This is a genomic window from Micromonospora sp. NPDC051925 (assembly GCF_044548625.1).
Taxonomy (GTDB): domain Bacteria; phylum Actinomycetota; class Actinomycetes; order Mycobacteriales; family Micromonosporaceae; genus Micromonospora.
The window spans coordinates 222,718-244,923 of sequence record NZ_JBIUCH010000013.1 but is presented as its reverse complement, the minus strand read 5'-3'; the positions used below and the strand labels follow the sequence as shown (position 1 = coordinate 244,923).

The window sequence follows — 22,206 nt, the reverse complement described above, 5'->3', positions numbered from 1 at the left end:
CGGTTGTCCTCACAAACCATCGATGATCAACGCGGTGGCCGTCTTCACGCCCACGCCACGCCCAACGCCGAAGCCAAGTGACGTTGGAGTACTAGGCTGGATGATCGAGAAGGACCGCGTTCGTGGAAGCATCCTCGTTGATCGGCGGGCTGTCCGCACGTCTGTCCGGCGTGTCGCCTCTGTCGGAACAGGACACGCCGGGGTTGTTGCAGCCCTCGCCCTGGTGCCGGCCCCGTGAGACGCACGAGGTCGGATCCATACGCTGCCGGGGCTGCTCGCGATGGCGATCGCGGCGGTGGTCTCGGGTTCCAGCCGGGTCGTGGAGATCGTCGAGTGGGCCGCCGACCTGCCGGACGTGGTGTGGGACCGGCTCGGCGCCACCCGCGACGCGTTCACCGGTGTGCGGCGGGTGCCGGACGACAGCACGTTGTCGCGGGTGCTGACCGGCATCGACGCCGACGCTCTGGATGCCGTGGTGTGCCGCTGACTGGTATCGATCACTACGAATGCTCGGACTCGCCTAAAACGATCATATCCCGACCTTGCGAACGCCCGGGCCCTTGCCGCCGACGGCAACACGACCAGACCGCGGCGAACTTCGACATCATCCTATTACACACGGTGTTCGTTGCGTGGCAGCAGGCGGTCAGGCATACAAACGAGTTGACCTTATAGACCGTCCGGGCAATTAGTGAATTTGAGTGACTATGCTCGCGATTCTTTCGGCTGCGACGTCATCAGTGGTCCAGATCTTAAGAAGCGGCGGCATAGCGCCACCCAGCAGACCCCATACGTCTGTGGCATAAATCATGGTTGTTCCGCTTACGAGCCAGTAAGAATGATATCCGCAAGCCATTGGTGCCAACTTGAGCCCCAATGACTCGTCAACACGAAGCGCATCTATGGCCGCTCGCGCCGAACTACCACCCAGATGCAATTGCACGCCTTCACCTAGGGAATCTGCCGCGGAAAACATCGCATCACACTCAACCAAAAAATCGAGATTGCTAAACTCTCTAAAGCCGGCGGAATCGAGACCTATTTCAACTTGCCCATCAATTTTCACCGAAGCACCTACTGGGCTCCCGGTTTCAACCGCATACAAGATTTCCAACTCTTCGTTCGGGTCCTCCGGATCGCAGACTGGAGCAAACGTAACATGCGACTGAAAGAAGCCACTTTCGTAGGATAGGCCGCCATATCGCTCCTGCAAGCGATCCAAGAGGACCACCATCAAGCTACTCGGGCCACCATAAACCCTAACTATTTCCCGATGAAGGCTTTGTCCAGTTAGCCCTCGCTCGAAGTCAACCCTTCGCGACAGGCTACGGAGGAAGTGTGCCGCGCGCTCTGACAGCCCTTCCGGGCAATCAGTAATGTAGCGACTCCCTATAGCACTCATTGACCACCTCTCGAGGTCACACCGAGTCCGGACAGAAGTCGGCTACATGACGGACATGGCGCCATGAGCTGTCCATGCAGTGTCGCACCAATCCGTTTCGACTGAATTCCGACGGTGGTAACCGACTCTGGGATAGCGCCAAGATTCATAAGCTTGGCGGTGCCACTCACCTCACTACAGCCACCATGCGCGTGTCCGCAGGCCGTCAAGGCCGACATCAGAGGTCCCGGAATCGGTCCAGGGGAGCCGGATGTTGTATGAACTGCAACCAAGAGCCCCGACGGACGGACGCCCACACTTTCACTCACCGTTCCAGGCCGCTGACGCTTTGGCGTGCTACTCCGGATATCATCAGCAATAGCGCTGAGACGATCTTCAGCTCCGTCACCGCAGTTGTGTACGAGTACCGGTGTGTTGCCGGCTACCACATAGTACGTGTGGCGTTGTTACGGTGGCTGCGGCGATGCCATGGCGTCGATCTTGGCAGGGAGCTGGGCTTTCGCTCAACCACCCGTCGGCAGTCCATCGATTGTTGGCGATTTTGACAGCGACCGTGACAGCAACGTGGGCGCACGCCAGGCTGAGCGAGCCATCGGCCGGGGCGTCTACTCGGTAGGTCGCCTGGTGCCGTTGACGGCGTCGAGGGCGCGGCGGGTGGTGTCGGTGTCGCGGAGCCGGGCGGCGGCCCAGGCGAGGCGTTCCAGCAGCAGGGCCCGGACGAGTGGACTGGCATCGGGGGCGCCGGTGACGGCGGAGCGGGCGATGAGCAGTGCGTCTTCACGTTTGCCGACGTTGGTGATCTGGTAGGCGAGGCTGGACAGCAGTTGCGCGCCGAGTGCCCGGTCACCGGCTGCGTCGGCGGCGGTGACGCCGGACAGGTAGAGCCGTTGGGCGTCGGCGTAGCGGCCGGCGTCTTTCCGCTGATGCGGTCGCGTTCGAGCAGGTAGAGGGCGAGGCGCCGGTTGAGGGCCGGGTTGTCGCTGATGATCGGCGTCTGGGTCGTGGCCGCGACGGGCCGGCCGGCGGCGTCGGTGCCCTCCCGGAACAGCACCAGCCAGGTCCGGACTCGATGCCGGGCCGCGCGCACGCGCTACAGCCGTTCCGGCCCCGCGCGCACGCCCAGACAGCAGCCCCAGACATCGATATCCGGTCGACATATACCGGGCGCACGAGGCCACGACGATCGCTTCACGGGTCAACGCAGCAGCGGCAACCGGCGATCGACGCCACGGCGCTACGCGCCGTGCCACCGTGCGGAACGGGTGAGCCCGCAACAGGGAAAGTCCATCGAATAATCTACATAAATACTTGAGCATTGACAGCAACCCTGACAGCAACCGAGACGAACTCCCACGCCCACCAGCGCATCGCGGAGTGACACCGGCACTGTCCGTACCGATGCCACTCCACGCTCTAGGGGATGCCCTCTCGCCGATTTCGCAGTCGTCGAGCAACCTTCAGAAAAGCGCGTTCCGCAGCTTTCCCTGCCGCTTGAACCGACAGACCGTCACGCGAACTTGCCGGTCATGGCAGGACACGCAAGCCGCAACACTAATCTAATGAATACCCCTCAAGCCACTCCCAGTCCCCCGGCAGGTCTCGCAGCCTGGGAAGGCAATACTCTAGCGCCTCTCGCAGATTATGGAAGTCTGAATGGATTGCCCGAAGATCACCCAGCGACGGACCAGAAAGCACGACCGTCCAGGGTTTTTGTCCGAATCCTAGGCGCTCATGATCGACCTTCAGAATCATGGTCACGCCGTGGCGACCAAGATCCTCCATGAGTTCCGGCAGGCCAAACCCCGTCTCAAGCACTAGAAGCCCCTCAGCATGCTTGCGATCTCGCCAACGTCCATGGTGTGGCCCTTCTTTCTAGAATCACTCACCCGGGCGACCACACTCCATAGTTCATCGGAATTCGGGCCACTGATGACGTTATTCCTCTGCATCAATTCTGACACAACCGCGTGGGCCGTACGCTTGTTCCCGTTGTTATACATATGGGAACCCGCAATATCCCGCACCAACACTGCCGACTTCTCCCAGAAACTATTGTAACGAGATGCATTGGTCAGCGCGTTAGCGGCAGATCCATTATGTTCATGCGTGCCTTCGAAGCTGCGATTAATGTCATCGATTTCATCTGCGGAGACGCCGTTCTTAAACCCTCCGCCGCAGTTGTGGACCAACACGGGCGTGTTGCCCGCTACCACATAGTACGTGTGGGTGTTGGCGACCGTGAGGTTGTGGACTCTGGCCTGCAGGACGGTCCACCGCTCGACGGCGGTGACCTGCACGTGAGTCCCGGCGCTGGTCCGCAACCACTGCCCCGACCGCAGGTCCGTGGCGTGGACCCACTCGCCCAGCTCAGGCACCCAGAACGGATGCGCCTCGGTCGCCACCAGCTCGGCCGGCTCCGACTCCGCGGCGTCGACGGTGATCCTCACCAGGTTCTTCACACCCTGGCTCTTGACCGCCGCCGTGACCGTCTCCACCTCGACCCGACCCGTCTGCGGATCGGTGACCCTGACCCTGTCCCCCGGCTTGACCTTCTCGATCGGCTTGGTCGACCCGTCGGCCATCAACACCCGGGTACCGGGAAGGAAACTGTTCGGCCGGGTACAGGCATCGCCCGCACCGCCACCGCTGGACCCGCCGTTGCTGCGTGCGGACCCACCCGACGAGCCGCCCGACTTCGACCCACCCCCGCCGGACGACGAGGACTTCTTTGCACCACCGCCGGACGCGGCAGCAGAGGACGCCTTCGGGTTGCCCTTCGCCTGCGCCTGCTTCTGTACGGGGTTGCCGGTCTTCCGCGCCGCCTGCGCCGCCGCGTTACTCGTCGTGTTGACCTTGTCGACCGGCTTCTTGGCCGCCGCCTGGGCGGCCTTCTTCGCCCGCTCGATCGCCAGCTTCTTCGCGTTCAACGCCGCCGTCTCGGCAGCCCGCGCCGCCGCCAGGACCGCCTCGGCAGCCCGCTTCGCCGCCTTCCACGCCTGGATCGCGGCGATCGTCCGATCGATGGCTCTGGCCACTGCGGGGATCTTGCCGAACTTGGCCCACGGGATCGCCCCGATGATGAGGCTGCCGCACGCCCACAGGTCGCCCCCGAAGCAGTTCAGGGCGTCGTTGATGCCGAGGAACTCCTTCAGCATGTACCAGGCCGAGTCCAGGATCACCGACATCAGCGACCGGCCCATGTTGGCCTGCGCCTGCGCCACCTGTGCCGCCGACAGGCCCGCACCGGCCAGCGCCGCCGCCATCTCCGACGCCGTCAACGACACCGACAGCCCCGACGGATCCGAATGCGTCACCGGGTTGTTGTGCGCGTACGCGTAGCCGTTGTTCTGCTGCGGGTCCGTCAGGTCCAGCACCGGATCGGCCGACAGGAACCGGCCCACAGACGGGTCGTACAGGCGTGCGCCGAGTGGCACGAACCCGGAGGCGTCGTCCCGGGTCGCGCCGAGGAAGCCCGCGTTCGTCTGCATGTTCGCGCCCAGATCGGCCGCACCACGCTGGTTGCCGAACGGGTCCTGCTTCCGGATCCGCACCGGCATCCCGCTGGACAGGCCCACCTCCGCGTACGGGCTGCCCTGATGGTCACCGGCCACGGCGACCAGGCCGGGGGCGTTGGCGCCTTGGGCGTAGCGGACCACCGCACCGCCGGGGGCGGCGTACGTGCGCTGGGTGTTCACCAGCGTGCCGCCCCTGCCGACGGTGACCTGCGACTCGCCCAGGTCGAGGGTGGCCTGCCTGCCCTGGATGGTCAGCAGGCGGTTGCCGCCCGGCCCGTAGATGTGCCGGGTCTCCGACTGCGCCTCCCACTGCTGGGCGGTGGAGGCGTTGTCGCAGGCGGTCAGCACGATCGGGGTGGAGTTGGTCGGGGCCGCGTTCTGCACGGCGAGGCACAACCCGGAGGCGACGTGCCTGAGCTGGCCGGTCGACGAACGAACCAGGTGCTGGGCGGTCGACCGGTCGCACTTCTGCAGCCGCAGCGGCGACCCGGCGGTGGTGGCCGCCGGTTGGACGCACCAGCCGTCGGGACCGGTGAGAGTGCCCAGGTTCGGGTCGTTCTGGTCCATGCCCGGTACCGGGGCGAAAGCCCACTTCTGGGCGGGGGAGCCGTTGCACGAGTAGAGCTGGATCGGCTGGTTGGCCTGGGCGAGGCCGGAGCTGAGGTCCAGGCACTTGTCGGCCAGACCCACGTACGGGGTCCGCCCCTTGCTGCCCAGGCCGGTGATCCGCTCGACCTTGCCGTCGTACGTCCAGGTCAGGGTCTGCTCGTCGCCGTTGTTCGAGGTGACCGACTTCGTCTCGCCGGTCAGCTCGTACAGCCGGGTCGCCTCGGAGGTGATCTCGACGCCCTGCGGCGTGGTCCAGTGCCGGGCCACCGTGCTGAGGGTGCGCGGCTGGCTGCTGGTGTACTGGTACGTGCTGGTGATCGCGCCCGTGGCAGTCGCGCCGCTGAGGTCCTGCTCCACCAGCGACTTTCGGTTGCCGAGCAGGTCGTAGCGGTACTCCTGCCAGTAGCCGGTGCCGTCCGTGCCGGGCGACACCGCGAGGGCACCGAGCGGTCCGGTGGCGCAGGCCTCCTGGTCGGCGGAGGTCCAGGCGGTCTCGAGTTGGCCGAGCGCGTCGTAGCGGAAGCACTGCCGCTCGGCGATGTCGGTCGCGCGCTCCCGGATCGCGGTGACGTTGCCCGCGTCGTCGTACGAGTACACGCGGCGCGAGACCAGGTTGCTGCCGTCGAACCGGTTGCCGGTCTTGTTCTTCTGTTCGCGGTGCACCTGCTGCTCGGTGAGCGCGCCGCTGGCGTCGTCGTAGCTGGCGGTGGTCCACACCCGGTAGGGCTGCGCGCCGAGCGTGGAGCGCAACACCTGCCCGTACGGCGAGTAGGCCGTCTCCGCGCCGTACCAGTCCTTGCCGGAGACCGAGAGCGGCAGGCCGTCGGCGGTGTACCTGACCAGGATCTTCTCGGCGGGCAGGTTGCCGACGGCGGGCAGGGTCGACGACTCGGACAGGCCGGTGTCGGTGAACGAGTAGTCGTACCGGTAGGAGGAGCGCAGGCCCCAGGTGTCGGCCACCGACTGCGGCAGGGTGAGCGTGGTCGACGTCGGCTGGTAGTCCTCGGTGTAGCCACCGATCGTCTGGGTGTACGGCAACCCGTCGGTGTATCGGGTGGCGGTGGCCGGCAGGCCCTTGCCTCCCGGGACCGTGTCGTAGCTGAACTCGGCCAGGAGCGCGCCGGTGCTGCCACCGAGTCGCTGCCGGGTCGGACGGGACAGTTCGTCGTAGCCGTTCCAGACGGTGACGCCACGGGCATTGGTGGTGGTCAGCTGCCGGTCCCGGTGGTCGTACGTGAACTGGGTGGTGCCGGCGTCCGGGTCGGTGCTGGAGGTGAGCCGGCCGCGCTGGTCGTAGCTCCACGTCCAGGGGTGGTCCGCAGCGGCGGAGTGCCGGGCGTTCGTCAGCCGTCCCTGCGCGTCGTACCCGTACGTCATCGAGGTGAACTCGGTGCGGGCCGCGTCGGTGAAGGTGTCCACCCGGGTGGTCCTGCCCAGCGCGTCGCTGAACATCCGGTAGGAGGCCGCCCCGGTCGGGTTCACCACCGTGGACTGGTCGGTGCCGTAGCCGTAGGTGGTGGCCCGCTCGGGCCGCTCCTGGTCGCGGAGGATGGGCAGTTCCCGGGTCACCCGGCCGAGGCCGTCGTAGCTGTAGCGGGTGATGTTGGGTACGGCGGTGCGCGCCAGCGGCACGAAGAGTTCGCCGCGCGGCCCGCCCTCGGCGTAGTAGGCGTTGTACGTCTCGAAGACCTCGCCGGCCTTGTTGTAGTACCGGTCGGTGATCAGCCGTCCGCCACCGGTGGCCTGCTCCTGGCTCTGCCGCTCCCGGCCCAGGCCGTCGTAGATGGTGACGGAGGTCTGCACCCGGTCCTCGTGGCCCCGGCTGAAGGTCGTCACGTACGGCGGCTTGCCCTCGGGGGTGGCGTACTCGGCCCGGAAATCCGGGACGGCGGTGACCGACGGGGTGCGGCCCGGCCCCCAGGCTTCGACCAGCCGGCCCAGTGCGTCGTACCTTGCGTTGCTGACCCGTCCGTTGGCATCGGTGGTCTTGAGCGCGACGGCCCGACCGGGATCGACTTCGCGGACCTGATCGTGTCCCAGCGAGTTGCGTTCCTTGACCGAGTACGCCTGACCGGTGGAGGGCAGGTACTCGATCTGCGACTGCTTGCCGTCGGGGTCGGTGCGGAAGGTGACCCGGCCGATGCCGTCGATGGTGGTGGTGCCGTCGGACTGGAAGCCCGTGCCGTCCGCCTTCAGCGACCACGTCTCGCGGACCCGGCCCCTCGCGTCGGCGGCGAGGGCGACACCGTACGCCTCGTCGTCGTAGGCGACCCGGCTGGCGGAGCTGAGCGTCGTCAGATCGCCGAAGGCGGCTGCTCCGCAGGTTGTCGGGCTGGTCAGGACCTGCTTGGTCAGGCCGATCAGGTTCTTGTCGGTGCGGTGCAGGTACTCGATCGTGGTGCAGGACTCGTCGCCGCCCTTGCCGACCTCGCCGAGGGACTCGATGCGGTCGGGCAGCCCGTACGTCTCCTCGTACCTGGTCTTCGTCTCGACCGCACGGTCGCCGCCGGAGGAGCGGCTGTACGCGACCTGGCGCGGCTCGGTGACCCGCCAGGCGCGCAACGGGCTGAGGCCGGACCCGCGCTCCCGGGTGGCGAGCAGCGTCGCCTCCGGATACGTGATGCTGCGGGTGAGCCAGTTCGCCCTGAGGTAGGCCGCGTCGGCGTCGGGCTCGGCCTCGACGTACGTCAACTCCTCGGCGACCCGGCCGGCGAAGGGCTCCTCGTCCTTCGCGATCTCGTCGCCGGCGATGTCCTTCACCGACACGGTGTCGCCCAGGCCCCGGAAGTAGCGGGCGACGGACATCGTCTGCCGGCTGCCGGTCGCGGCCTCGTTCTCTCCGGTGAGGACGGTCACCTGGTCGAAGCCGGCGAACTGGGACTAGGTGCGGGTGGACTTCTTGGTGAACTCCTGCTCGGCGAGCTTCCAGCCGGGGGTGCCGTACTCGTACACGGTGCGGACGTTGAAGGGCCCGTCGACCGCGGGAACCTCCTCGACCGACTCGACCACGTACTTGTGGAACCAGTCGATGGACTCCTCGGCCGGGTCCGGGTGCCAGAAGGCCGGGTAACAGAGCCGGGTGTTCGCCTTCAGCGCCGCGGTGACCGCCGGGTCCTTCGGGTCGTTCGGCAGGCCCGCACCGGTGGCGCAGGCCCCTGTCGGCTGCTTGTAGGTGACGACGGTCTCGCCACCGTACTCGTTGACGACCCGCCCGATCCGCAACCGGGAGAAGCCGGGGCGGTTGTCGTTCCTGACCCGGTTCGGCATGTCGTCGACGTTGGCCGCGAACCGCACCGGGTTGAGGGTGATCCGGTCGCCGGTCACGCCGTAGCCGGACCGGGTGACCGACTCCAGCCAGAGCGCGGTGTTGGGGCCGGTCCGCAGGGTCGGGAAGGACTGCTTGAGCTGGTAGTCGTCCACCGCCTGGAGGTTCGTGCTGCCCTGCTGGCGCTGGGCCCAGGTGGTGATCTTCGTGAGCCGCTTGCGGGAGAAGAAGGACGGCCCGGCGTTCCAGCACTTCTGCTTGTCGGCACAGCGCAGGTCGGCCGGGGTGTCGTACCAGATCCGGTACTTCGCCGGGTCCTTGCTGGTGAAGTTGGCCTCGGTGCAGGTGGTCGTGCCCTCGGTGAAGCAGCGCTCGGCGACGTCGAAGGTGACCCGGGCCAGCGGGGCCGCCGAGTACACGTTGCCACGGCGCTGCCCGTAGTCGATGCGGGTGAGGTAGCCGGCCCGGTCGTACTTCACCGGGGCCTTGAAGTTGAAGTTCCTGGCGTAGTAGTTCGACTCGCGGGCCCACCACAGGCTCATCGCGTTGCTGTGCACGTCCTCGACGTAGTCGAGGTTCCACCGCCAGGCCCGGGTGCAGACGGAGCCGGCCCAGTTGCCCACCTTGTAGCAGGGTTCTCCGGGATGGTTGCCGTACACCGGCACGGTGAGGACCGAGTTGGTGACCGGGTCGCCGGTGTTCCAGCCGGGCAGCCGGTTGAGGCCGAAGTGGTACTTCGTGCCGTCCCGGGTGGTGACGATCCAGTGCTCGCCGTCGGCGTCGCCGTTGCTGGCGTCCTCCTTCAGCTCGATCCGGGAGCCGTCGCCGTTGGCGGTGGTCCAGGTGCCGTTGGCGTAGACCAACTCAGTGGTCATGCCACCGAGGGAGAGGGTGGCGTTGTCCGAACCCCAGCAGAGGTCGGCGGTGCGGTGCGTGGTGTTGTTCGCGCCCGTGCTGGCGTCCTGCCGGCAGTTGGCGTAGCTGCGGGTGATGGAACCGGCGCTGTAGTCCCAGCCATCGCCGATCCAGGACGCCTGGTTGTTGGTGGCGGAGGTGCGGCCGTCCACCGACTGCGACGAGTACCCCAGCGCCACCTTGGGCATCAGGCCACCGGCAGTCTCGGGTATCTGCACCTGGTACGAGTAGGTGAAGGCCCCGGAGGAGGAGCCCGCCGCCCAGGAGCCCGAGGAGAGCAACGGGCTGGCGGTGAAGTCACCGCCCGCCGATGCGCCGGTGTCCAGCACGCCGACGACCTTCGGGCTGCCGGTGGCAGCGGCGACACCGGCGGTGCGCGTGGACTGTGGGTCGCGCAACGGGCCGACCGGCACGGTGCCGATGACGATCCGGCGGACCGGTGCCTTCTCGGCCTGCGCGACGCGGGCGGGCGCCGACCCGGCGGGCACCAGGGTCACCTCGCTGGGCACCGCCTGCGCCGGTGCGGGGTCGACCGGCTCGGTGCCGTCGCCGCCATCGGCGCAGTCGCCGCTGTCGGGGGCGTCGTAGACGCAGTCGGGCAGCAGCATGACGCCGAACCGGTCGGCGGCCTGCGGACCGTACAGGTCGGCGAAGGAGGTGTAGTCGACGCTGAGGGTCACCTCGGCGGCCGGATCGGTGGCGACCGGCGGGGTGATCTTCATGATCAGGCCCGACACCCCGGCGACCTGCGACGTCTCGGGCGCGGCGAGGTCGACCGTCCAGGTGCCGGCCAGCGCGGCCGGGTCACCGCCCTTCGGCACACCCAGCGCGACCGGCAGGTCGTCGACCGGCCGGGTGGCGCCGGGCGCGACGCCGGTCAGGTCCACTGTGCCGGTGTCCTGCACCCAGGGCTCGACGGCCGACGGGGCATACTCCGTCACGTCGCCGACCTTCTCGGTGGTCATCTCGGTCTGGGCGACGTTGTCCTGCTCGACCCGCGCGGTCTCCGGCAGGTCCGGCAGGTCGAGCCGGTTCTTCTCGCGGCTCATCCCCGGACCGGGCACCGCCAGCGCGGCGGCGGGCAGGCTCGTCGCCGCCAGCGTGGTGGAGAGCGCAAGGACGAACGCGGTGCGGGCGGCACGCCCCCACCGGCGGCGTCCGGCCGCCCGGGTCTGTCGGCCGGGCGACCGTCGGAACAGCAAACCGGTACCACGCATGCGCGTCGACTCCCACCCAGGCGCGAAGAGGAAAGAAGAGATGCGGACAACCGCGATGGCACATGCCGGCGGCTGCGACATGTGCTTGAGCACTCTGCGTCAGGAGAGCCTCACGCTCAACCCCGTTATCGGTTACCGCCCGGAGGGTCGAGTGATCTAGACCACTGGATGATCGGTAACAGACACCGCAAACGACGTATGCAGCCCAGAAGGGCGTACAAGATCGCAAACATTGTCACCCTGCGGCAGCAAAAGCCGCATCGGTTCAAATTCGGGGCATGTCTCTCAGTAACTTTTCCTGGCAGATCACAAATCAATAACGGTCTCGGGATAGACGAGGTGCCCTGGTGCCGTGCGATCGTGGGCCCTCGTTCTGCCCCTGACCCGCCGGGCCCGCCGGCCGGGCGTTCCGTTTCCCTGTCCGCCCGGCCCCACGGGAGTAGACCCGCCGTGACCGCGCCTCGCCTGCTCAAGCCCTTAGTGCGTACACGCACCAGGCTGACCCTCACCCTGGGTGTGCTGCTGGCCGCACTCGTCGTCGCCCCACTACCGTTGCGACCCGGCCCCGACCTGCCCCGGATGGCCGCCGCCGCACCCGCGCCCGCCCCTGTTCCGCGGGACGAGCCGACCGCCGTGGCTCACGCCGCCCGCACCGGCGCCGAGGTACTGGTCGACACCGCCACCACTGCCACGTCATTGACCTGGGCGCTCCCTGATGGGCAGCTACGCACCACCGTCCACGCCACCCCGCAGCGGGCCAGGGCCGCCGACGGCCGGTGGACGAAGATCGACACGACGCTGACCCGCGCCGGAAAGGCCACCGGTCGCCTCGACGTCCGTCCGGTCAACGTCCCCGCCCCGGTCCGCTTCTCCGGCGGCGGCACCGAAACCGGTGGCAGCGGGGGAAGCAGCCGCAGCGAAGGTGGCAGCGGCACCAGTGTGCTGGCCGAGTTGGAGACCGACGGGCACACCATCACCTACACCTGGCCGGGCCCGTTGCCGGAACCGGTGCTCGACGGCCCGCGCGCCCTCTACTCGGAGGTGCTGCCCGGGGTCGACCTACTCGTCGTCGCCCGCGAGGCAGGCGGCTTCGGTCAGCTGCTGATCGTCAAGAACAACGCCGCCGAGACGATCCAGGCCGTCGGTGCGCTCAGCTACGGACTCCGCTCCGCCACGGCGGTCTTCCGGCACGATCCGGAGACCGGCGGTGTCCGAGCCCTCGACCCGGCCGACGGTCGGGAGATCGCCTCGGTCCCCTCCCCCTTCGCCTGGGACTCCGCCGGTCAGGACGCCGAGGACCCACACGCGGCACCACGTACCGCAGTGGACACTCCGGCCGACGTACTACGGCTGTCCGGCCTCAGCGGCAGTGAACCGGGTGCCCGGCAGGCCCCGATCCGCACCCGCCTCGACGGTGACGGCACCGGCGAGACCCGGCTGCACCTCGACGCCGCCGGCACCGGCCTGCTCACCGATCCGACGGTCGCCTTTCCCGTCTTCCTCGACCCGACCCTGATCAGCGGCACGCTGGCCTGGGCGACCGTCTACTCGCAACACCCCAAGACCAACACCTGGAACGGCACCAACTTCAACTCCGGCACCTCCGACGCCCGCGTCGGATACGAGCAGCAGACGCCGCTGCGGGCCCGCTCGTTCTGGCGGATGCAGTACCGCACCGACATGAAGGGCGCGGCGATCACCTCCGCCAGCTTCAAGGTGCTGAACAACCACTCATGGTCCTGCACCCACCGGGAGATGCAGCTCTGGCTCACCGGCGCGATCTCCTCCGGCACCACCTGGAACTCCCAGCCGAGCTGGCAGACGTTGCAGCAGAAGAAGTCCTTCGCCTACGGCTACGGCAGCAGTTGCGCCGACGACTACGTCGGCTTCGACGTACGGAACGCGGCCCAGCAGGGCGCCGACAACGGCCTGGCGAACCTCACCTTCGGCATGCAGGCAACCAGCGAGTCCGACACGCTGACCTGGCGCAAGTTCAAGGCCACGTCGGCAGAGCTGACCGTCGTCTACAACCGGCCGCCCGGCACGCCGACGAACGTCACCTCGTCCCCTGGCGGCACCTGTGTGCCCGGTCCGGGCGGCGGCGTCACCGTCGCGCGGAGCAACCTGGTGTTGTCGGCGACCGCCGCCGACCCCGACGGCAACCTCAAATCGCTGCGCTTCCGGTTCTGGAAGACCGGCGCGACCGTGCCTGCCGGCACCCTGGTCACCCCCAACAGCGCCGGCAAGGCCACGCTGACCGTCCCCGCCAGCACGCTGGAGGACAAGGCCGTCTACTCGTGGAACGTCCGGGCCGAGGACACCTCAGGCGCGACGTCGGCGTACTTTCCGACGGGGGCCGAGCCCTGCCGGCTCACCATCGACGCCTCCGCGCCGCCGGCACCCGACGTCAGCAGCGAGGTCTTCAAGGAGGCCACCGACGACGGGGCGACCTGGGCCACGGTGAAGTTCGGTCAGACCGGCGCGATCATGTTCAGCGCTGAAGGCGCGGCCCGGTTCACCTACTCCTTCGGCGGCGTCGGCAGCCTCTCGGTGACCGCCACCAACGGCGTCGCCGAGGTGCCCGACCTCAAACCCCGGCACGCCGGCCCGAACGCCCTCCAGGTGTACGCCTACGACGCGGCCGGCAACCGCAGCGAACCCACCGACTACACCTTCTACCTACCGCCGTCCGACCAGGCCGACGGCCCCGGCGACACCGGCGGCGACGGCATCCCCGACCTGCTCGCGATCACCTTCGGCGGCGAGCTGCACACCTACCCGGGTGACGAGGGCGGCGAGCTGCACGAATCCCTCACCAGCTCGTACGCCGCCGACGGCACCCGCAACCCGCCGGGGCACTGGACCGTCCGCCTCGGCCCGGCCGCGCTGATCACCAAGTACGGCGACACCTACCCGGGCGACGGCACCACCGACCTGTTCGCCCGTACCCCCGACGGCGGCTTCTGGCTCTATCCCGGCGACGGGTACGGCAGCTTCCCGGTGGACCGCCGGCTGCGGGTCCTCCTGCCGACCGACACGCCCACCCTCCCGGCACCGGCCACCTGGACGCAGATCAAGGCGGTCGGCGACCTCGACGGCGACAAGCTGCCGGAGTTGGTCGTCCGCTCCGGGACGCAGTTCTGGGTGCTGAGCGGCTACACCGGCGGGAGCTTCCAGTCGGCCACCCTGATGGAGGGCACCGCCTGGGCCCGCCGGGAGGTCGTCAACATGGCCGACATCGACCTGGACGGCACCCCGGACCTGCTCTGGCGGAACCTGGACAACGGCAACATGTACGTCCGGCACGGCAAGCCCGGCACGGTGACCGACAGTGTCAACCTGGACTCACTCAAGACCGCTGCCAACTCCCGTGCCGGGGACGTCTCGTACGGGACGGGTTGGACGGAGGCGGCCATCGACGCGATCGTCGGCATTCCCGACGTGAACGGGGACCGGGTGCCCGACTTCTGGGCCCGGTTCTCCTCCGACGGGAAGCTGCGGATCTATCACCCGTCCAGCACCAACACCGGCGGGGCGGTGAAGATCGTCATCGAGCAGGACTGGCGACTTGTGCGGTCCTTCGGCTGACCGGCGACAGGTGAGTGGGCCTCGACGGGCCGGGCGGTCGACCGCCCGGCCCGTCGTCATGCCCGGCGGCCTGCCCGTGACGGACCTCGGCCGGGCGGGCCGCACCCTCGGGCAGCAGGTAGCGGTCCGAAGATCACGGCAAGGTCGGACCGCGAGCCGGTCCGGTCACGCAGGATCAGCCGTTCCGTGGTGAATACCGTCGCAGCGCGGGCAAGGTGAGGCGTACCCGGGGGCGACAGGGGGAAGAACATCACGATGGGTGACCCATGGCAGCGTACGAAGCGGATCGCCAGCGCCGCGTTCCGGCCGGTGCGGGGGCGGGACCTGTCCCTGCACGCCGCCGCGATCACCTTCTACGGGGCGATCGCCGTGGTACCGGTGGCGCTGCTGGCGATCTGGCTGACCTCGCTGCTGGCCGGCGCGGACCGGGTACGCCGGCTCACCTCGTACGCCGTGGAGACGCTGCCGGACGCGATCGGCGCCCCGGACGCGGTGGACGCGCTGGTCACGGCCGGGGTGCGGTTGACCCCGCTGCTGGCGCTGGCCTCCCTGCTGCCCGCCTCGCTCTACGGCGAGGGGCTGCGCCGGGCGTTCGTCTCGGTGGCCGCGTCGCACACCGGCGAGTCGTTCGTCGGCTGGCGGGGGCGGCTACTGCTGCTGCCGCTGCTCGCCCCCGCCCCCGCCCTGCTGCTGTCGATCCTCATCGCGCTGCCCACCACCACCCGGCTGATCCAACAGGGTGGCTGGGTCGCCGCGGTCGGCATCGTGCTGTCGTTCCTCGGGGTGTGGTTGGTGCTCACCCCGGTGCTGATGTGGGTGTTCCGGGTGGTCGGGCCGGCCTCCCCGGACTGGCTGTCGACGCTGGCGGTCGGTTCGTTCACCGCCGCCAACCTCTCCGGCTTCCTGCACGGCTTCGTGCTGTTCTGTTCGCTCCCGCTGGACCTCGGTGTCCCGTTCGGCGGCTTCGACCCGGTCGGGGCCGGTGTCGCGGTGCTGCTCTGGCTCTACCTGTTCCACGTGATCGTGCTGGCCGGCTACTCGGCCACCCTCGCCCTGTCCCGGTGGCGGTCCCGCCGCGCCGCCGCCGCATCCGGAGCCGCCGCATCCGAGGATCTCGGGGTACCCGGAGCCGCCGCGTCCGGGGACGCCGCCGGGTCCAGGGCCGACAGCGATTCCGCCGGGTCGTCGGTCTCGCGCAGGCCGTAGCGGGCCCAGAGCCGGGCCAGGGGTGCCGGGGCCCACCAGTTCCAACGGCCCAGCAGGCGCATGGTGGCGGGGACGAGCAGGGCCCGGACCAGGGTCGCGTCCACCACGATCGCCACGATCATGCCGACGCCGATCAGCTTGATGTAGGCGATCCCGCCGGTGGTGAAGCCGGCCACCACGATGATCAACAGCAGCGCGGCGGCGGTGATGATCCGGCCGGTGCGTTGCAGGCCGGCGGCGACCGAGGCGGTGTTGTCGCCGGTGCGGTCCCACTCCTCACGGACCCGGGAGAGCAGGAACACCTCGTAGTCGGTGGCCAGCCCGAACAGCACCGCGAGCATGAGGATCAGGTTGCTCGGCTCGATGAACCCGGTGGAGGTGAAGCGGAGCGCTCCGGCCAGGTGACCGTCCTGGAAGATCCAGACCACCACGCCGAACGACGCGCCGATCGACAGCAGGTTCATCAGCACCGCCTTGACCGGCAGCACCACCGAGCCGAAGGCGAGGAAGAGCAGCAGCAGGGTCGCCCCGGCCATCAGCAGCGCCATCCAGGGCAGCCGGTCCCCGAGGCTGTCCAGCAGGTCCACGTCGGCGGCGGGACGCCCGCCGACCAGCACCTCCGCCCCGGCCGGGGCGGGCAGGTCGCGCAGCGCCCGCACCGCGTCCCGGGCGGCGTCACCGGTCGGCTCACCCGGGTAGCTGACCGAGAGCAGGGTGGACTCCCCCCTGGTCGCCGTGACCTGGACCCCGGTCACCCCGGGCACCGCGGCGATCCGGTCGGCGAACGGGCGCACCGCGTCGGCCGGTGCGCCGGAGACCAGCACCTCGATCGGGGCGATCGTGCCGCCGGGGAACTCGGCGGAGATCCGCTCGGACACCACCCGGGGCCCGGCGTCCGCCGGCAGCACCCGCTCGTCGACCCCGCCGAAGGTGATCCGCGCGAACGGGGTGGCCAACACGGCGAGCAGCACCGCGACCCCCACCAGGTAGACGGTCGGCCGGCGCATCACGCTGCGCGCGATCCGGGCCCAGGCCCCACCGCCGGCGCCCGCCGCCGGCCGCCCACCCCGCGTCGCACGCCGCCACGGCAGCGGTACGCGCATCGCGTCCACCCGGTGGCCGAGCACCACCAGCAGGGCCGGCAGCACGGTGAGCGCCGCCAGCATGGCGATCAGCACGGCGGCCATCCCGCCGAAGCCCATCGAGCGCAGGAACGCCTGCGGGAAGATCAACAGGCTGGCCATGGCGAGCGCTACGGTGAGCCCGGAGACGAACACGGTCCGGCCGGCGGTGAGCATGGTGCGCCGGATCGCCTCGGCGGTGGTACGCCCGGCAGCCAGCTCCTCCCGGAACCGGCTGACCATGAACAGCGCGTAGTCCACCGCCATCCCGAGCCCGATCAGGGTGATCACGTTGATCGCGAAGATCGACACGTCGGTGAACAGGTTGACCAGGCGTACCGCCACGAACGCGCCGAGGATGGCCAGCCCGCCGACGAGCAGCGGGGTGCCGGCGGCGACCAGCCCGCCGAAGATCAGCACGAGCAGCACCAGCAGCACCGGCATGGACAGCAGCTCGGCCCGGGTGACGTCCTCGGTGCTCTGGGTGGTGGCCGCCGCCTGGAACGCCACCAGCCCGCCGACCTCGGTACGCAGGCCCGGCGCGTCCAGTGCGGGGCGCAGCGCCGCGAACTGCGCCGAGCGGGCGTCCTCGTCCGCACCGGTGAGCTTGACCAGCGCGTAGGTGGCCCGACGGTCGTTGGCGACCAGCGCGGGAGCGGGAGCGTCGTACCAGGTGGTCACCTCGGCGACCTCGGGGCGCTGACGCAGCCCGGCCACCGTGGCGGTGGCCGGGTTCCGGAAGGCCGGCTCGTCGACGGAGGCGGTGGCGCTGGACCAGAGCACGATCACGTCGCCGCCCTGCCGGCCGAGTTCCGCGGTCACCCGCTGCGCCGTCCGGCTGGACTCGCTCGCCGGGTCGTCGAACCCGCCCCCGGTCAGCTCCCCGAACACCCCGGCGCCCCAGGTGGCCCCGAGCACCATCACCACCCCGGCGACGGCCAGCACCGCCCACCGGGCCCGCACCACCGCCCGCCCCCACCAGGCGAACATCGTCTCTCCCCTCGTCGACCCGACCCGCCGTCGCCCGCACCCGGGCCGCCCGCCGACGGGGGCCGGCGTCGACCCCGCAGCGATCGATGTCCACTATCGCAACAACCGTTCACGTTCGACGGGGCGACCCGGCCGTCCCCGATCCGCCCGACGCCGGGCCCCGCCTGCACCGGTGGCCGGTCGAGCGGCAGACGGACGCGGCCCGCCGCACTAGGCTGCCCAGGCATGAGCGATGTGAGTGAGCTGCCGTCCCGCGCCGACGTCGTGATCATCGGTTCGGGGCACAACGGGCTGGTCTCCGCCGTCCTGCTGGCCCGCGCCGGGCTGGACGTGCTGGTGCTGGAGGCAGCGGAGGTGATCGGCGGGGCCACCCGCACCGAGAACCCGTTCCCGAAGGTGCCGGAGCTGCGCCACTCCACCGGGTCGTACCTGCTGGGGCTGATGCCACCGGAACTGCTCGCCACCCTCGACGTACGCATTCCGGTGCTGCGCCGGGATCCGCACTACTTCCTGCCCACCCCGGGCGGGCCGGGTGCGCCGTACCTGCTGTTCGGCAGCGACACCGCTGCCACCCGGCGGCAGCTCACCGAGTTCTTCTCCCCCGCCGACGTGGCCGCCGACGACGCGCTCCAGGCCGAGCTGGCCCAGCTCCGCGCGGATCTGGCCCCGGCCTGGCTGACCGAGCCGCTGTCGGTGGAGCAGACCGCCGACCGGTACGTCCGCCCGCAGCTGCAGCAGGTCTTCGTCGACCTCGTACGCGGCTCCGTCGCCGACTACCTGGCCCGCTTCGACTTCCGTTCCGAGCTGCTGGTCAGCATGTACGCGGTCACCGACGGACTGTCCGGCCTCAACGCCGGCCCGGACGACCCGGGCACCGGCCACAACTTCCTGGTGCACAACATGTGCCGGCTGCCCGGTTCCGACGGCACCTGGATGATCGCCGAGGGCGGCATGGGCACCGTGTCCCGCACCTTCGCCGAGACCGCCCGTGCCGCCGGGGCGACCATCCTGACCGACGCCCCGGTCGACGCCGTCACCCTGGCCGGGGGCGCGGCCTCCGGCGTCCGGCTCGCCGACGGCCGGGAGGTCGCCGCCGAGGTGGTGCTCGGGGCGTGTGACCCGTACCGGCTGATGGAGCTGTTGCCCGACGGCGCGCTGCCGGCGGCGCTGGGCGCGCGGATGGCGGCGGTCCGGCGGCCCGGCACCACCCTCAAGCTGAACCTGGCGCTGACCGGGCTGCCCCGGTTCTCCTGCCTGCCGGCCGACGCGCCCAGCCCGTTCGGCTCCACCATCCACCTGCTCCCCGGCTCGGCGTCGCTGGTCGGGACGGGTGGCGAGTCACCGATGGCGGCGCTGCGGGCGATGTGGGCGGACGTGCGGGCCGGGCGGCTGCCCGCCGAGCCGACCATCGAGTGGTACCTGCACACCACCGTCGACCCGTCGCTGTCCGACCCGGCGGGGCACCACTCGTCGGCGTTGTTCGTCCAGTCGGTCCCCTACGAGCTGGCCGGCACCGACTGGGACACGGCGCTGCCCGGCTACGTCGCCCGCCTGGTGGAGATCTGCGAACGGTACGCACCGGGCACCGGTGACCTGATCGCCGACGCGGTGCCGCTGCCGCCGCCCGGCATCGAGGCGCACTTCGGCATCACCGGCGGGCACATCCACCACGTCGACAACACCGTCTCGTTCACCGACCGGATGCCGTACGCCACCGGCATCGACGGCGTGTACGCGGGCAGCGCCGGCTGTCACCCGGCCGGCAGTGTGATCGGTGCGGCCGGCCACAACGCCGCCCGCCGTATCCTCGCCGACCTCGACCGCTGACGGAGGAAGGCCCGACCCGCCCACGACGTGCCCGGGGGCCGGCTGTCCCTACTCGGGCGGTCAGGCCCGGGAGGGGCGGGAGGAGGGCAGGTCCCCCGGCCCACGGATCAGGTAGAGCCCGGTCAGCAGGAAGTACGCCCCGAGGCTGAGCACCGGGTCGACGAAGGAGATGCCGAACGCGACCAGGTACAGCACCGGGCCGAGCAGGAAGCGGCGGGCCACCGCACGGGCCAGCCGGGGGTCCAGGCCGGGGTCGAGCAGGCGTCGACGGCGGGCCCACCACCAGCTCAGGTTGAAGAAGAGCGCCTCGCCGAGCACCGTGCCGACGTAGAGCGCGGCGGTCAGCCGCTGGTCGGCGACGGTGCCACGCAGGTTGTCGGCGAGCAGGCTGGCGGCGAACGGAATGGCCGCCACGAACAACAACAGCAACAGATTGAGTACGAGCAGCAGCTGGTCGACCCGGACGACGTACCGCCACATGTTGTGGTGGGTCAGCCAGACCTGCCCGACGATCACAAAGGTGATCACGTACGCCAGGTAGGCGGGCCACTCGTGGAACAGCGCGTCGGGCAACTCCTGCCCCTCGGGCCGTTGCGGACTGAGTTGGAGCAGCTCCACCGCCATCAGCGTCAGCACGATCGCGATCACCGCATCACTGAACGCCTCCACCCGCGAAGCGTCCCGCTCCTTCTCCCGCCACCACCCAAACTCATACCCCTCCCCCACCCCTTCCTCTACTTCTCCACCCTCCACCATCCCCTCCCACCCCTCCCCTCCCGTCCCCACCTCCACGTCGATCATGGAGTTGTGGTGCCTGGACTGAACTGGTTTGTGGCCTTTGCGGCCCACCAGAACTCCATGATCGCCGGGGTGGGGGGTGGTTCTCGGGGAGCGGGGGGTGGGGGTGGGGGTGGGTCAGGGGGTGGGGCGGGTGGCGCGGATCTTGTGGCCGACGCTGGTGAGGCAGCGGCCGGAGGGGAGGTCGAACTTCCAGCCGTGCAGTTGGCAGGTGAGCTGGTCGCCGTCGACGATGCCGAACCGGGTCAGGTCGGCCTTGAGGTGCGGGCAACGACGCTGCACCACCCAGTCGCCCAGGGTGATGTCCTCCGCGTCGGTGCTGCGCTCGTGCTCGTCGTACCAGCCCTCGGCGTACTGGAGGCGCTCGGTGGACAGGCACTTGAAGAAGGCGTACACGAACTCGTTGTACTGGCCGATCCGGGCCGCGGAGAAGCGGCAGGACAGGAAGAGCGAGTTGACCCAGTCGACCTCGCCGATGTGCAGCAGGTGCTCGATCAGCACCCGCTCGGTCCGGAACCGGTAGCGGACCTTCTCGTCGGCGTACGGCCGGATCTCCTTGCCCGGGAAGTCCACCACGATCGACTCGACGCTCTCGCCGTCGTAGCCGACCAGGTCGAAGCGGACCGGGCCGCCGACCCCCTTGGCCAGGTAGATCGACTCGTCCAGCAGCGGCTCGATCCGACGCTTCATCTCGCCGAGCACGTCCACCTCGGGGTGCCGCCAGGACGCCTTCTCCGCCTCGATGACGCCGCGCTTGCGCTCCCGCATCTCCTCCAGGTGCGCCACCTTGTTCGCGAAGAACTCCTCGACCGGCACCGGGTGGGTGGTGGTCGCGCCGGAGGTGGTCACCTCGGCGACGCTGCCCGGCAGCAGCACGATGCCGTTGGTGCCGCCGACCTTCGCGTACTCGGACAGGAACACCGACTGGTCGGGGAAGATGTTGCCCTCGTCGCCGTGGATGTCGTTGAACTGCCACAGCGCGTCGTCGAGGAAGCACGGCGGGCCGGCGATCGGGAAGACGTGATCGGCCTTCAGGTCGTCGATGTAGCGCCAGGTCCGGTCGAACTGCCGCTCCCGCTTCTGCTTGCCGAACGCGGTCTTCGCCGCCTGCGGCAGCTCGTAGACCATCGGGTACCAGATCGCGCCGGAGAACTGGAGCAGATGCGCGTGCACGTGGCCCAACTCCGCGAAGACGGTCAGGTCGGTGGGGCGGGCGTCGTTCTGGTTGAGCAGCCGGACCCCGTCGTACTCCACCCAGAGGGACGAGTCGCCGATCGGGCCGTCGGTCGGGCTGGTCAACGCCTGAATCATGATCTTCAGGCCGCCGTCCAGCTCCACCACCTGCTCGTTGGGCGCCCGGAGGAACTTGGTGAAGCCCAGCGCCCGCAGTTCGTCCTCCATCTCGGAGGTGGGGAACTCGGGCAGCAGGACGGTGGCGTCCTTCGAGACGAAGTCCCGCAGGTGCTTGGCGTCGAAGTGGTCCCGGTGCAGGTGCGACACATACAGGTAGTCGACCTGGCCCAGGGCCTCCCAGTCGAGCAGGGAATTGTCCGGGAACGGAAACCAGGAGGCGAAGTAGGCCGGATTGACCCACGGGTCGCACAGGATGCTGCCCGCAGCCGTGTCGATCCGCATGCTGGCATGTCCCGTACCGGTCACTCGCACCGCAGTCCCCCTCAAACAGACAATCAAGGTGTACGTCAGAACGCTACCGGAGGCAGTGTGGTCGGCGGTCCGCGACGCCGGTAGAGCC

General features: G+C 69.4%; 7 protein-coding genes and 4 pseudogenes. 4 read left to right on the top strand and 7 right to left on the bottom strand.

Going from position 1 to position 22,206, the window contains the following annotated elements:
- Positions 1-280 precede the first annotated feature (280 nt).
- Positions 281-487 (top strand): transposase family protein, encoded by a 207-nt coding sequence (locus ACIG87_RS19775; protein ID WP_396852111.1) that lies wholly within the window; start codon positions 281-283, stop codon positions 485-487.
- 201 nt (positions 488-688) lie between these two features.
- Here the strand turns inward: ACIG87_RS19775 and ACIG87_RS19770 are convergent, their stop codons facing one another.
- The 4 genes and pseudogenes from ACIG87_RS19770 to ACIG87_RS19755 all read right to left on the bottom strand — a co-directional run bounded on the left by ACIG87_RS19770 (position 689) and on the right by ACIG87_RS19755 (position 10,923).
- Complete coding sequence (locus tag ACIG87_RS19770; protein WP_396852109.1) at positions 689-1,234, bottom strand: hypothetical protein; 546 nt, start codon at positions 1,232-1,234, stop codon at positions 689-691.
- A 797-nt stretch (positions 1,235-2,031) separates the two neighbouring features.
- Positions 2,032-2,316 (bottom strand): annotated as a pseudogene (locus ACIG87_RS19765) (transcriptional regulator); the annotation flags it as partial.
- Positions 2,309-2,489 (bottom strand): annotated as a pseudogene (locus ACIG87_RS19760) (hypothetical protein); the annotation flags it as partial. The pseudogenes ACIG87_RS19760 and ACIG87_RS19765, both read right to left, overlap by 8 nt.
- Positions 2,490-3,216: 727 nt before the next feature.
- Positions 3,217-10,923, bottom strand: a pseudogene (locus ACIG87_RS19755) (ricin-type beta-trefoil lectin domain protein).
- Between the two features lie 450 nt (positions 10,924-11,373).
- Between ACIG87_RS19755 and ACIG87_RS19750 the strand changes: the two are divergent.
- Entirely contained in the window at positions 11,374-14,511 is a 3,138-nt protein-coding gene (locus ACIG87_RS19750) for an FG-GAP-like repeat-containing protein (protein WP_396852107.1), read from the top strand.
- Positions 14,512-14,766: 255 nt separating this feature from the next.
- Complete coding sequence (locus ACIG87_RS19745) at positions 14,767-15,717, top strand: YhjD/YihY/BrkB family envelope integrity protein (RefSeq protein WP_396852105.1); 951 nt, start codon at positions 14,767-14,769, stop codon at positions 15,715-15,717.
- A gap of 32 nt (positions 15,718-15,749) precedes the next feature.
- Here the strand turns inward: ACIG87_RS19745 and ACIG87_RS19740 are convergent.
- Positions 15,750-17,759, bottom strand: a pseudogene (locus ACIG87_RS19740) (MMPL family transporter); the annotation flags it as partial.
- A 294-nt stretch (positions 17,760-18,053) separates the two neighbouring features.
- On the opposite strand from ACIG87_RS19740, the gene ACIG87_RS19735 reads away from it, so the two are divergent.
- Positions 18,054-19,655 carry a phytoene desaturase family protein gene (locus ACIG87_RS19735; protein ID WP_396852104.1) on the top strand — a complete coding sequence of 534 codons (1,602 nt, stop codon included), beginning with the start codon at positions 18,054-18,056 and terminating at the stop codon, positions 19,653-19,655.
- 60 nt (positions 19,656-19,715) lie between these two features.
- Here ACIG87_RS19735 and ACIG87_RS19730 read toward each other — a convergent pair whose 3' ends face one another.
- The gene (locus ACIG87_RS19730; protein WP_396852135.1) at positions 19,716-20,411 is read right to left on the bottom strand and encodes a TMEM175 family protein; all 696 of its coding nucleotides are present in this window, start codon (positions 20,409-20,411) and stop codon (positions 19,716-19,718) included.
- A gap of 159 nt (positions 20,412-20,570) precedes the next feature.
- Positions 20,571-22,118, bottom strand: coding sequence for a Rieske 2Fe-2S domain-containing protein (locus ACIG87_RS19725; protein ID WP_396852103.1), 1,548 nt, complete (start codon positions 22,116-22,118; stop codon positions 20,571-20,573).
- Positions 22,119-22,206 lie beyond the last annotated feature (88 nt).